This is a genomic window from Bradyrhizobium sp. F1.13.3, assembly GCF_040548265.1.
Classification (GTDB): Bacteria; Pseudomonadota; Alphaproteobacteria; order Rhizobiales; family Xanthobacteraceae; genus Bradyrhizobium.
In genome coordinates, this window is sequence record NZ_JBEPRI010000019.1 from 85,363 (window position 1) to 97,844 (window position 12,482).

Annotated in this window: 10 protein-coding genes; 2 read left to right on the forward strand and 8 right to left on the reverse strand. The window is 59.9% G+C overall.

Annotation, left to right across the window (positions count from 1 at the left end; translation table 11 throughout):
• Window positions 1-72: 72 nt before the first annotated feature.
• Window positions 73-1,713, forward strand: a complete 1,641-nt coding sequence (locus ABIB66_RS35675; RefSeq protein ID WP_354210838.1) for a Na+/H+ antiporter — start codon at window positions 73-75, stop codon at window positions 1,711-1,713.
• Window positions 1,714-2,044: 331 nt separating this feature from the next.
• Here the strand turns inward: ABIB66_RS35675 and ABIB66_RS35680 are convergent, their stop codons facing one another.
• The 6 genes from ABIB66_RS35680 to hemA all read right to left on the reverse strand — a co-directional run bounded on the left by ABIB66_RS35680 (window position 2,045) and on the right by hemA (window position 7,854).
• Window positions 2,045-2,218 (reverse strand): hypothetical protein, encoded by a 174-nt coding sequence (locus ABIB66_RS35680; protein ID WP_354210839.1) that lies wholly within the window; start codon window positions 2,216-2,218, stop codon window positions 2,045-2,047.
• 501 nt (window positions 2,219-2,719) lie between these two features.
• On the reverse strand, window positions 2,720-4,270 hold the full coding sequence (locus ABIB66_RS35685) for a DHA2 family efflux MFS transporter permease subunit (RefSeq protein WP_354257877.1): 1,551 nt from the start codon (window positions 4,268-4,270) through the stop codon (window positions 2,720-2,722).
• Window positions 4,260-4,778: an isoprenylcysteine carboxyl methyltransferase family protein gene (locus tag ABIB66_RS35690; protein ID WP_354210841.1), complete on the reverse strand. Its 519-nt coding sequence runs from the start codon at window positions 4,776-4,778 to the stop codon at window positions 4,260-4,262. Before ABIB66_RS35690 ends, ABIB66_RS35685 begins: the two co-directional genes overlap by 11 nt.
• On the reverse strand, window positions 4,775-5,854 hold the full coding sequence (locus ABIB66_RS35695; RefSeq protein WP_502917418.1) for a type III polyketide synthase: 1,080 nt from the start codon (window positions 5,852-5,854) through the stop codon (window positions 4,775-4,777). Before ABIB66_RS35695 ends, ABIB66_RS35690 begins: the two co-directional genes overlap by 4 nt.
• 136 nt (window positions 5,855-5,990) lie before the next feature.
• Window positions 5,991-6,605: a PepSY domain-containing protein gene (locus ABIB66_RS35700; RefSeq protein ID WP_354210842.1), complete on the reverse strand. Its 615-nt coding sequence runs from the start codon at window positions 6,603-6,605 to the stop codon at window positions 5,991-5,993.
• A gap of 37 nt (window positions 6,606-6,642) precedes the next feature.
• Window positions 6,643-7,854 carry a 5-aminolevulinate synthase gene (gene hemA / locus ABIB66_RS35705; protein ID WP_354210843.1) on the reverse strand — a complete coding sequence of 404 codons (1,212 nt, stop codon included), beginning with the start codon at window positions 7,852-7,854 and terminating at the stop codon, window positions 6,643-6,645.
• Between the two features lie 1,151 nt (window positions 7,855-9,005).
• On the opposite strand from hemA, the gene ABIB66_RS35710 reads away from it, so the two are divergent.
• Window positions 9,006-9,353, forward strand: a complete 348-nt coding sequence (locus ABIB66_RS35710; protein WP_354211321.1) for a hypothetical protein — start codon at window positions 9,006-9,008, stop codon at window positions 9,351-9,353.
• 45 nt (window positions 9,354-9,398) lie between these two features.
• Here the strand turns inward: ABIB66_RS35710 and ABIB66_RS35715 are convergent, their stop codons facing one another.
• Together ABIB66_RS35715 and ABIB66_RS35720 are read right to left on the reverse strand one after the other, a co-directional pair.
• Window positions 9,399-10,085 (reverse strand): hypothetical protein, encoded by a 687-nt coding sequence (locus tag ABIB66_RS35715; RefSeq protein ID WP_354211319.1) that lies wholly within the window; start codon window positions 10,083-10,085, stop codon window positions 9,399-9,401.
• 119 nt (window positions 10,086-10,204) lie between these two features.
• On the reverse strand, window positions 10,205-12,268 hold the full coding sequence (locus tag ABIB66_RS35720; protein ID WP_354211317.1) for a phospholipase C: 2,064 nt from the start codon (window positions 12,266-12,268) through the stop codon (window positions 10,205-10,207).
• Window positions 12,269-12,482 lie beyond the last annotated feature (214 nt).

Here is a 12,482-nt window from a genome sequence, read left to right on the forward strand (position 1 = left end):
TCTTCTTTGTCATCATCCGAGCAAGGTTCCAAAGAAGACGAACGGGTCGCGTGGTGCATCGCGAGATAAAGCGTGGAGACAATTGCTGTTGCCTTGTTTTTCTTGGTCGCCGTCGTCATCAGCGGCGGACTCGCGCGCATGTCTCCGGTGCCCCTGCCACTTCCTCTCGTTCAGATCGCAATCGGTGCAGTCATCGCCTCCGTGATCAATCTCGGCGTCGTGCTGAAGCCGGATATCTTCTTCCTGCTCTTTCTGCCACCTCTTCTCTTTTTGGACGGCTGGCGCATCTCTAAGGAAGGTCTGTTCCGCGATAGGTGGACGATCCTGGAACTGGCACTTGGCCTCGTCGTCTTTACGGTTCTTGGAGTCGGCCTCTTTATCAATTGGATGATCCCGGCGATACCTCTCGCCGTCGCCTTTGCGCTTGCGGCGATCCTTTCGCCGACCGATCCCATCGCCGTATCCGCGATCGGTGCCCGCGTGCCGATCCCCAAGAGATTGATGCACATCCTTGAGGGCGAGTCCCTGCTTAACGACGCTTCCGGTCTGGTCTGCATGCGTTTTGCTGTAACCGCGGCTTTGACCGGCACGTTCTCCCTCGTTGATGCCGTGGGCACGTTCCTGTGGGTCGCGATCGGCGGGATAATGATTGGAGTCTGCGTCACCCGGATTGCATATCTCGCAAAAAATTGGGTATGGCTACGTTTCGGCGAGGAGACCGGTTCGCAGATTTTGATCAGTTTGCTGATGCCCTTCGGGGCGTACCTTTTGGCCGAGCATCTCAATTGTTCCGGCATTCTCGCCGCCGTCGCAGCCGGAGTCACCATGAGTTACGTCGAGCAGAGCGGTCAGGCACTCGCCGTTACTCGGATTCGTCGCAACGCGGTCTGGGAAACGGTTCAATTTACCGCCAACGGCATAATTTTCGTGCTGCTCGGTGAGCAACTTCCAAGGATCGTCACCGGCGCGGCGCAGGTAGTGCGCGAGGCCAGGCACCATGATCCGGCTTGGCTATTGCTCTATGTCATCGCCCTCAGCTGCGCTCTTGCAGTGCTTCGGTTCCTGTGGGTTTGGACCGCGCTTCGGCTTATGCTGCTACGCGCCACGCTGGAAAAACAAAAGCCCACGGCGCCAAGCTGGCGCCTAATCGCAGCCACCTCCTTGGCCGGAGTCCGCGGAGCTATCACGCTTGCGGGCATTATGACACTGCCGCTGACATTGAACGATGGATCGGCATTTCCCGCCCGTGACCTTGCTATTTTTCTGGCAGCCGGGGGCATTATCGTGTCGTTGATTGCCGCGAGCCTCTGCTTGCCGCATCTTCTAAGGGGGCTACAACTACCTTCCGAATCGTCATATCAGGAAGACGAGGACCGAGCGCGCATCGCGGCGGCGGAGGCTGCGATTCAAGCGGTGCGGCGAGCACAGCACGACATGGGCGGAGGCCGTAGCGATGCGGATCTTTATGCAAATGCCGGCGCGCGGATCATGGAACTCTATCGCCAGCGTATCGACGGGCGTTCGAAGATCGGGGAGGAACGTGCGCTCGCGCGACGGCTGGACGACATCGAGCGCCAGCTTCGTCTCGCCGCGCTTCGCGCCGAGCGAGCTGAACTCTATCGGATCGCGCGGTCCCGCAGGCTCTCAGACGAGATCGCTCGCAAACTGGTCAGAGAAGTCGATTTGCTCGAGGCGCGCTTTGCTACGAGGTGACGAAGTTATTTCTGTCTCGCGGACACGCCCCACCAAGGACGGCACACGCACGCCATTAAGGAGGGCGCGTCGATCGTCCTGAGTCCCGCGCTAATCAATCTGATCAGCCTTACCATAGCCTAAGCGCTTGATCAGACGAAGTCGAAGCTGCTGGTAGGGGGCTGACGAGATGAGCGAATGGAGCATCGAGAGAAGGCAATGTCTGAGTCCGACGGTGGGCCCTTAGCCGACATATTTCAACGTTGGCCCCGGTGCCGATTTCTGCCCACAAGCGACATTCACGCTCGCTGCGCGCCCACGATCAGTCTGCCGTTGCCGGGTGCTTCATCCTCTAATGCCCTAAGTTGAACTTTGTATGCCCAGTTTCGGTTCTGATATCCATTGAAAACTGCGCCACAGCAAGCTCTTCAACACGCAAGCCGCCGTCTCGACATTTGAGCTTCAACGGGACATTCAGGCTTTCGAGACGGCCTATCAGCCAAATAACGCGGTCCACATCGTGCACGTCCGCCTCCGCAACGGGGCCTTCACGGTCACCTCTCGCAGCTGATCTGCCATGCGCATCGCGGCATCCGACGCAGACGGCGGGCTTGATCGGCGAGCGGCTCCCAGGTCAGCCATCGGTTTCGCTCTGGAAGATTGTTCGATCCCGCCCTACTCGTCGACCAAGCCGGATCGCTTCTGGGATTGCCGAGGCTTCTTTGATAACAATACGGCTCTCCTACCCTCTCGCTAGGCCGACTTTCGTTGCGGCTTGGCCGGCCGCTTCTTCGCCGCTTGTTCGGCTTCTTGCCGATGATCGGCATCAGCATCTCCTTGTGCGCGCAGCAGCCTTTCGCGGCTGCTTGGCGCCCTTGCTCGCATTCACCGCGCGGCCTCCTGACCAACGCTCCGGCGCAGCGGCTCCATCAGGTTGACCACGTTGGGCGCCGCGCGCCTACCTTTCCGCGTGATCGGCATAGATAATGGCGTGTCGGAGGCGGCCTGCCGCAATATGAGGCGTTACTCACCTTCGGCCCGCATCAATGTCTGCCGATGGACCCGCCGCGAACGGAATCAGCAATAGCCCGACGAATGCCGCGGAGGCGAGGAGCGCCCAGGCTTCGTTGGCACTGAGTGCGAATGCGGCCGTTTCGACCATGGGACGCAGATAGGCTTGTATCGTAGCATCGGATACCCCTGGAGGAGGGTACCTAAACAAGGTCAGGTCAAGTCCGATCGCTTGAGCCGCCGTCACATCGCCTGCAATCAGGCGCTCGCGCAAAGCGTCGGCATGCCCGCCGGTGCGCCCATAAAGGACCGTATCGATCAGCGCGATACCGACTGCGCCCCCGACGTTTCGCATCAGATTGAACACGCCGCTTGCGTCGGGTACCTGCGATGCAGTCAGCGAACCCAACGCCAGCCGTGTCGGGGGCAGCAGGCAGACCATGATCGCACCGCCGCGCAAGACTTGCGGCCAGAACATTTCCTGGAAGTCGGCGACGCGGCTCTCGAATGCACTCCAACCCAGTCCGATCGCGAACAGACCAAACCCCGCCGCCGACAACCAACGGGGATCGAACCTGCTTTCCAACAGGCCCGCGATCGGCGCGGTGGCAAGTTGCGAAATGCCGGTGACGAGCATGATCGGGCCGATTTCAAATGCGTCATGGTGTCGAACATAGGCGAGGAAGACCGGCATGAGATAGACCGAGCCGAACAATCCAATTCCGAGGAGGAAGCTCAATGCGCAACCGATCGCAAACGAGCGAGATCCAAATGTCGACAGATCGACCACCGGGTGCGCGGCCCTGAGGGTTCGGATGGTGAAGACAGTTGCCGCAGCAGCACTCAAGACAATCAGGATAGAGCAGAATGGCGAAAGCCACCCGTGTTGCGGGCCTTCCTTCAGGCCAATCTCCAAGCAGGCAAGCGAACCCGCAAGAAGTCCGAGAGACGGCACGTCGAGTGTGGCCAGATCAGAAAGCCGGGGTCGTTCGCGCGGCAGCAGCATTGGCGTGGCGAATGCGGCGACCACGCCGGGGGCGACATTGATCAGAAACAGCCAATGCCAGGACCATGTGTCGGTGATCCAGCCACCGACCACCGGCCCGACCGTGGGCGCCAGCACGGCCATAATGCCGGCCATGGTGGTGGCAATGGGATGCAAGCGGATCGGAAACAGCAGGAAGACAGCGGAAAAAACCGCCGGAATCAGCACGCCGCCAGCGAAGCCCTGAAGCACGCGGAAGCTGACAAGCGTTGTAAAACTGCTGCTGAACGCGCAACCGATGGAGGCGAGAGTAAAGAGGCTGATCGCAACAACGAACAGCCATCGCAGCGTCAGAGCGCGCGTAAGCCACCCGGTCAGTGGGATGGCGATGATCTCGGCGATTAGATACGCGGTTTGGATCCAGCTCATCGCCTCTCGCGATATGGCGAGTGTACTCTGGATCGTGGGTAGCGAAGTGGCGACGACCTGAATGTCGAGGATCGCCATGAACATGCCCAGGCACATCAGGACGAAGCCAAGCCACGTCGCCGCACTGGGCTCGATAACCCGTTCAGTGCCCATGCGCCGCACGCATTGTCTTACGGGATGCGGCGAGAGCGCGGTTTTCTGCCCGGATACGGATCGCGAGAACCGTAGCGTTGAGGATGCTGAAGACGACGGCCAGCAGCGGCAGAGCCAGAACCAAAGGGAGCACGGCGATCTCGCCGGCGACCACGGCATAGTTGGGATGCGGCAGAAATCGATAGGGTCCCGCTGACACGAGCGGTTGTCCGGGCAGAACAACAATCCGCGTCGTCCATCGTGAGCCGAGCGTCCAGATGACCCAGAAGCGAAGGCACTGAAGGACAAGATAGCCGGCCAGGGCGACGACATTCACCGGTTGATCGCGTCCGAACACCCACAGCGACAACAGCCAGGCGGCATGAACCGTGATGATCAACGGATAATGCCGGGGTGCCACCTCAACGGCGCCGCGGGCCAGGAGCTTTCGAGTGTTGGCGCGCGAAATGACGAGTTCGCCCCCGCGCTGCAGCGTGATGGCGCCGAGAATCAGTTCAGCAAACGTCACGCAGTGTGCCGTAGCGCGACACAGCTCGCGGTGAAGCCGGGTCCGAGCGCCGTCAACAGCGACCGCGCCGGCAGCCCCTTCGCGCGGGCCTGCTCGAGCACGAACAATACAGTGGGTGACGACATGTTGCCAAAGTCGGCGATAATCTGTCGTTCATGGGAAAGCGTTCCCTGGTCGAGCGCGAGTGCGCTTTCCAGTGCACTGACAACCTTCGTGCCGCCGGGATGGCAGATGAACCGGTCAATGTCTTGCATCGAGAGGCGCATTCTGGAGAGAATTTCCGTCACGGCGGAGTTGAGATGCCTCGTGACGAAGTCAGGTATGGTGCGGCGAAAGATGACGCCGAATCCTTCCGGGTCGACACTCCATCCCATGATCCCGAGCGTATCCGGCCAAAGGTGCTCGCCGGTCGCCTCGATCTGCGTCTCACCACCATCGCCGGCGCGCAATACGATTGCGGCAGCGCCGTCGCCGAACAGGCTGACGGCGACGATGTTGGCTTTGGTAAGTTCGTCCAGGCGAAGCGCGAGTGAGCAAAGCTCGATCGTGACCAGCAGCACGTTGGTGCCAGGCCGCGCTTCGGCGAGGCGCGATGCAATCGATAAACCCGAAACCCCGCCCGCACAGCCAAGACCAAACACCGGTACACGCATCGCATCGGACCGGAACCCCATCCGGCGCGCAACGCGCGCCTCGAGACTTGGTGTCGCGATTCCCGTGGAAGAGACGGTCACGACAGCGTCGACGTCGCCGCCAGCAAGTTGCGCGCTCGCCAGCGCCTTCTCAGCGACGTCGACAAAGAGCGCTTCAGCTCCCTCGAGAAACGCCTCGGTGCGTTCCGGCCAGCCTCGTCGTTGGAGGTACCAGTCGAACGGCTTGACGCCGTGACGCTTGACGATTCCGGTATTCGAGAAAATGCTTGAGAACCGTTCGAATTCGGGAAAGCGGGCGCCGAAGACATCCCATGCCGCCGTCAGCACGTCCTCTTGCAAAAACACGTGGGGAGGCACCGACGTCGCTAGGGAGACCAGGGCAGCTGGGGACATCGGCGATCTTAACACTTCTGTCATCATCATAAGAAACATCGGCGTGGCGCGAATATTTCCACGCTTGTGGGAAATGAACTGGTCGGAGAGGTCACTAAAACTTGAGTGCGCCACCATTTCGAAGAGGCGACGCGTGAATTGCCGTCAGTACGGCCTGATCCTGACGTCAATGCTGCTTTGAACGATGCGGAAGCGTTCCTAGATTGTTGGCGCTGGGCGGTTCGAGGATGACCTGCTTGAGGTTGGTGCCGGACAGAACCACGATCACAAAAATCAACTTTCCGGCTTCGTTCATCAGTCCGCCGCTGAGCGCCTTTCCTGAGGTGCTGTCCTCGGCTACGAAGACTGCATCTGCAAGCTCTTGTCGCACAGATCGCATGGCAATCAAGTTGAGCCGATCCTCTGGGTTCAACTCGCTTATGGATGACACTGCAGCATTGCCCGCAACCTGCCCTGTTTTGGCGTCGATCGTATCCGCCCAGATGCGATCCTGCCGAAACGTCTTCACGCGATAGACGGATGGGCTGGAGCCGCCATCAAAACTGACATCCACGATCCTCGAACCGGGGTGGAGGCTGCCGGCTATCTTCAGAGCCTGGCGCAGTGTTACTTCGGCGCCTCGGAACAACTCAAGTTCACGGCCTACCGCCTCGTCGGTAAGTCCATTGTCGTTTGCATCCTGTTCCTGGGCCCCGCTGATTTCGACATCCAACGGGGCGCCGGCATAGGAGGGTGCGGAGAACAGCAATAATAGTGCTACGAATAGTTGCTTCTTTGACATTGGCTCACTCGATGCACCACAGCACGATCGCACTCGGCTATGCTGCTCTGGCCAGACCAACGTCCGCCCATATCTCCACCAGCGCCTGTACCAGATGTTCGATATCCGCGTCGGTATGATACGGGGACGGAGTAATCCGAAGCCGCTCTGTGCCTCGCGGCACCGTCGGATAGTTGATCGGCTGGACATAAATGCCATACCGGTCGACCAACCGGTCGCTGATCTGCTTGCATAGCACGGGATCACAAACCAGCACTGGTACGATATGGCTGGGATTATCGAGATGCGCAACGCCGGCCTCATCGAGTCGGCAACGCAGCCGCGCCACCCGGTCCTGATGCCGCGCCCGTTCTTCTGAGCTCGATTTCAGATGGCGAACGCTGGCAAGCGCACCAGCAGCTACCGCAGGCGGCAGAGACGTGGTGAAGATAAATCCGGAGCCAAAGCTGCGGATGAAATCGCAGATCGTGGCAGACGCCGACACATAGCCGCCGACCACACCAAAAGCCTTTGCGAGCGTGCCCTCGATCACTGTGAGACGATGGCTCAAGCCCTCCCGATCGGCGATCCCGCCACCCTTCGGGCCATACAGCCCCACGCCATGTACTTCGTCGAGATAGGTCATAGCATTGTGGGCGTCCGCCACGTCACAGAGCTCCGCTATCGGAGCGATGTCGCCGTCCATGGAGTACACCGACTCGAAAGCCACCAGCTTCGGTGCATGCGGATCGAGATCGGACAGTCTGCGTTCGAGGTCACGCGGATCGTTGTGGGAAAATATGCGTGCTTCGCTGCGGCTGTGCCGGATCCCCTCGATCATCGACGCGTGATTGAGTTCGTCAGACAAGATCGTGCAGCCCGCCATGTGCGAGGCCAACGTGCTGAGCGTGGTCATGTTCGACACATAGCCGGACGTAAACAAAAGCGCGGCTTCCTTGCTGTGCAAATCGGCCAGCTCGCGCTCCAGCAGCACATGAAGGTGGTTAGTGCCAGCAATGTTGCGCGTCCCACCAGCACCTGCGCCGCAATTGTCCAGTGCCTCGTGCATCGCCGCGAGCACCACCGGATTTTGACCCATCCCGAGATAATCGTTGGAGCACCACACGGTCACTTCGCCTATTCCATGGAATTGGTGATGCCTAGCACGGGGAAACGCGCCAACCTTTCGCTCCAGATCGGCGAATACACGATAGCGCCCCTCGCGACGAAGACCATCAAGTTGACGCTGAAAATGGACTTCGTAGTTCATAACATTCTACCGTTTAACCGTTGCAAATCGGTTTGAGGGTCGCCGGTTGATCCCTTTTGCGCGTCCGGTGAAGATCGCACTGAGCAGACCATCGTACTAACATCTACCTGACGGGAAGATTGCGTTGGAGCTACGGGGCGGTCTTGTTGAAACGCGTCATGACTTGGACGATCACGTCAACAAGTGGAGATACTTCTTTGCAACCTTGCGCAGGCCTCACCCCTTTGTAGGATGGTTGTCGAATTCGGTTACGAGAACCTTTCTTTCCCTAGGTCAGCTCGAAGTGAGCTGTGAGTAAATAGCCTCCACTCGCCCGCCCAAGGGAACGGAATACCCCTTAGCTTCTGTGAGAGCAGGCGCCGCGGAACGAACGGTCATGCTGTGCCATGAATCGTGCGCAATTTAGCGGAATCAGGTTGCTGGGCTTGCTGATCGGTTAGCACTTTGCGCTGCCGGAATTTTAACGTAGCCGATGACATCGCAGTGAAGGCTCCCAGGCCACTCGACAGCGAGGATTGAATGGACGTTCGCTTCCGGACATTCGGGAAGTGCTTACGAAGACTTGGTCCTGGGACGTAGAGCTGCGCCGAATATACGACGGTCTGCCAGCCGACAGTTATCCTGTCCTCGTGAACGCGGCCGAGACTCATTCCAAAGGCGAACGGAGTCAGGATTTCGGAGGCCGCGATCTAACTCGCATCTTGTTTCCGTGCGCTCGCCGGCGACCTGCCCGCGATCGATCAAGGCGCTGTTGCTTCAACTGCAGCTCGCAGGGCTACTCATGCAGTTGCGGTTCACCGCGGCGGCCGAGCGCGCCGCCTTCTCACTTGGTCGGCTAAGTCGTAATCTTTGGCTCGCGCGACACGCACCCTGTCCTGCTTGCGTCCTCCGGCCAGCTTCTCCGTCGCCATCTTTAACTGCTCCTCAACTGCTTCTCAATTCCGGTGCTGCAAGCGGAGAAGGAAGACCGCGTTCTTGCGGCCTGACAGCTCAGCGATTTTCGCACTCCTTCAGCTTCTCCACAACAGCCGGAACTGTCGGCGACCTTGTCATCGCGGCTGAGCGGCACAACACGGCCTTCAGCCCGTCGGCGTTGCTCATCTCAATAACCTGGGGCATAGTGTCCGGTATTCGCGGACGAAACGATCCAGATGAAGGAAATGCTCGAGCTATCGAGCGAGGTCCCGGACGCCGGTACCGCGGTGGTCTCCTTGCCCCTGGCCGGCGTCGACGCCGAACTGCGTGAAGTGACCGAGCATCTTCCGGACATCCGAAACACTACGGTCGGCGGTAAGGACGAGCCGCTTGCGGCACCCGCGATTCTAAAGGACCTCATCCTGACCCTGCGCCGCATCCTTCTCGATGTCGCAGCCGGCCTATCGACCACGAGATCGCCGAAAGCGCCCAGCTGGTCACTTGAACGTTCCCGTCCCGTGAAAAGCTCGAACCCTGGTCGCTGGCCAAGCAGCGTGCTGCGCTCGGCCCGAACTTGCCGATGACAAGCCGGCAGCCGCAGTAGCGCAAAGGCGCGAACTCCCACCGGCCTATTGCGAGGCCGGCGGCGCAACCAATATGTCGCTCTGCTGAATCCTGCGGATCAGTGCTTGCGGGTCAAACTTGCGCAAGTTCGCGGGAATCTCGAAGGCTTGCGCCGGTTGGGCCTCGTCGCGGATATGATCGACAGCGATCACCGTGCCATCCGAGATTTTGATTTGCACCGGGAATTTCCGCTTTCGGTCGATCCACCCAGCGAAGCCGAAACTGGACGACGCCGTAATTCGATATACATCGGTGTTGCGCCCAGCAATTGTTTCCTCTCCATACCGCTGACAGCGCCACCTCGCGAGATCGATGGACGAGGCCTGCTCTGCGAGAGCCTGCCATTGCCGGCAGGGATCGTCTGGATCGACCGGGACGAACATCCGGGTCAGCGCGCTTGATTGCCTCGCGTCCATGAAGACGTGCGCGCGCGGGCGGACGAAATAGGCGGCGGGTTTGGCCGTATCGATCAGGAAGAAACCATTGGGCAACGCGGTCGCCTCGATCCGCGCTTTCCCGTCCAAGACCCGCAAGGTTCCCATTGCAGTTGCGGTGTCGTCTTTCCTAGCAATCAGGTCGGCGGAAAACTGCTGCGCCCTGGCCGACTTCGGAGCGTGAACCAGAGTGGCAACCGCGAGCAGGAAGGCTGCGGCGCTCTTCCTTGCCGAATACGTCTTCTCGTTGCGCTTCATCGCTTTTCCCCGTTGACCGGATAGTGGGCAGGCAAAAGATGACGGCGCCGACCGAAGCATTGGTTTGATCGGCGCCGGCTTTGGAAGGACTCAAGACCTAGTCGTGGACGAGAGCTCGATCACTCGGTGTAGGACAACGTGACCGGCTTGCTGAAGTCGAACGCGTCGAACAGGTCGGAAAGTGCCGGGCTGTTGGTTGGGGCATAGTCGTTGTTCTTCGAGTAGGTCGGGTTCGGCAGGTTGTCGCGGCTGCGGTTCGTGAGCGGCTGAAGAGCCCAGTTGCGCTCGATGAACTTCAGAAGCGAAACGTGGTCGGCGTAGTTGTGGTTGATCTTGCCGCCCGTCGAATAAGGCGAAAGGATCAGGGTCGGGATGCGCGGACCGTCGCCAAAGAAGTCGATAGATTGCTGGTAGCCGGAGTCCCAGTAGCCTCCGGCCTCGTCCCAAGTGATGAAGACAGCCGTTTCGGCCTTCAGCTCAGGATTGTTGTCCAGCGCGTTGAGCACATTCAGGGTATAGGCCTCGAACAGATCGACTTTCGAGCTTTGCGGGTGACCGTCGAGCAGACCGTCCGGCTTGCCGAACGACACCGCAGGCAGCGTGTTGTTCTGGATCGCCGTGATCAGATCGGCAGTGTCCTTCATGTGAGCCTGGCGCACGGCCGGATTGGCCATGATCGAGGTCGCATACTGGAACGGATTGCAGATCTGGCAGTAGGCAACACCGAGCGCGTGCGCCGGATCGGCGACCGCAGCGGCGCTGAGGTTCGGGTTCGACGGATTGGCCGCAACTGCAGCGTTGGAAAGCGCCACGGCGTCGTTAAACGCACCGCCATAGAACGCCCAGGAGATGTTCTTCTCCATGAGCGCATCGCCGATCGTGCGAACGGACGAGGGCGGGACGTTGTTGCCACCCGACAGCGCGCCGTTCGGCAGATAGCCTGGATTGACGTTGTTGAGCATGTAGTAGTGGTTGGGCTTGCAGTTCGGCTCCGCCGCGTACGGCAGATTGTTGAGGTAGGTAACGATCGGCTTCACGCCGGGCTGGAACACGTCCGAGCAATTGCTCCAATTACCATCGACGGTGTAGCGGTTGACCGAACCCGCCGCTGGGTTCGGGTTGGCGATGAGGTTCGCCGGCGGCGTCACCGGGTTGCCCCTGCCGTCGCTCCAGAACGCCGCGTCGCCGGTACCGAGCATGAAGTGGTTCGCGCCGGTGCCGCCGTGGAACGACTGGTGGAAGTTGTCGCTCAGGGTGAAGCGGTCGGCGAGCATCTTCAGGACCGGGGCCTGACCCTGCTGGGCGTTGTAGAAGCCCATCGAATTGGCCATGCTCTTGTTCGACGCCGAATAGGTTGCCATCACGAACGGGAACAAGTCATTCAGGCAGCCCGAATTGTTCTTCTTGGTGGCGCTGGCGGCGCTGCAGTCTTCCTGCTGCCAGTCCTGATAGAAGCGATGCGTAGAATCGCCGGTGTAGTCGTCGTCGCTGATCTGCTCGCCCTGCAGCGGAAACGGTCCGTTCAGACCGCCGGCACCGGGAACGCGGGTATCCAGCACGCCGGTCGGCAGGCCGCTGAAGCCGGTCGTGAGGACGTCGAGATCGCTCGCATCCGCGTCCTTCTCAACGCTGGCCTCGGCGACCGTCTTGAACGGAGGCGAAGTGTCGCTCTGCGCGGTCGGCGTCCCGTTGGTGTTCGGCTGCGGCATCTGGTTGGTCGCGTTGTAGGGCGACTTCGAGATCGTCGGCGCGCCGATAAAAAAGGATGTCTGGCCGCCGACCGAGTACTGCTGCGCTTGCGCAAAGTTAGGTCCAGGCGTTCCGTCCTCGTTGACGATGCCCTTCGACAGCAGGTTGGAGATCGTCTGGCCCTTGCCCTTCGGCTTGTACACCCCGAAGGTGTGATCAAGGCCACGGTTCTCGCCGATCAGGACGATGACGTGCTTGATCGGCGAAGCGGTCTTCCCCTTGTCGCCGTGATCGCCATCCCCGTGATTTCCAGGGTTCTCATGGTTCGCACGATCGCCATCCTCATGCGCCTGGTGATTGTGATGCGGACGCTTGTCCCAATCACTGCGGCCGCCCGGATAGTGAGCCGCATATGCGGCTGTTGCGGCGAGCACCGTTGACGCGATGCAGAGCGCGCTGCTCGTTCGCCAGTGCCTTTTGTAATTCAAACTCATTGTCGACCTCAGGTGTTTCGTGGTTGGAACGCACTCTGCTTAGTGTGGCAATGTGACGCAGACTTTTCGCTACTGTGAACGCACAAAAGAAATATGGAGACAGTTTCAAAGATTTCTGCGGAGACTTCTTGCAACGGCGAGCTGCGGATCCGCGATTCAAGAAGTCACCGACCAATAGAAAATTGGTTCAGCGATCGACGCGGCGGCGAAGATC

Bases quoted from the DNA above. Each gene is read 5' to 3' on its own strand.
- ABIB66_RS35685 (WP_354257877.1), bottom strand. From the start codon at position 4,270: ATGGGCACTGAACGGGTTATCGAGCCCAGTGCGGCGACGTGGCTTGGC.
- ABIB66_RS35695 (WP_502917418.1), bottom strand. From the start codon at position 5,854: ATGATGATGACAGAAGTGTTAAGATCGCCGATGTCCCCAGCTGCCCTG.
- ABIB66_RS35700 (WP_354210842.1), bottom strand. From the start codon at position 6,605: ATGTCAAAGAAGCAACTATTCGTAGCACTATTATTGCTGTTCTCCGCA.
- hemA (WP_354210843.1), bottom strand. From the start codon at position 7,854: ATGAACTACGAAGTCCATTTTCAGCGTCAACTTGATGGTCTTCGTCGC.
- ABIB66_RS35710 (WP_354211321.1), top strand. From the start codon at position 9,006: ATGAAGGAAATGCTCGAGCTATCGAGCGAGGTCCCGGACGCCGGTACC.
- ABIB66_RS35715 (WP_354211319.1), bottom strand. From the start codon at position 10,085: ATGAAGCGCAACGAGAAGACGTATTCGGCAAGGAAGAGCGCCGCAGCC.
- ABIB66_RS35720 (WP_354211317.1), bottom strand. From the start codon at position 12,268: ATGAGTTTGAATTACAAAAGGCACTGGCGAACGAGCAGCGCGCTCTGC.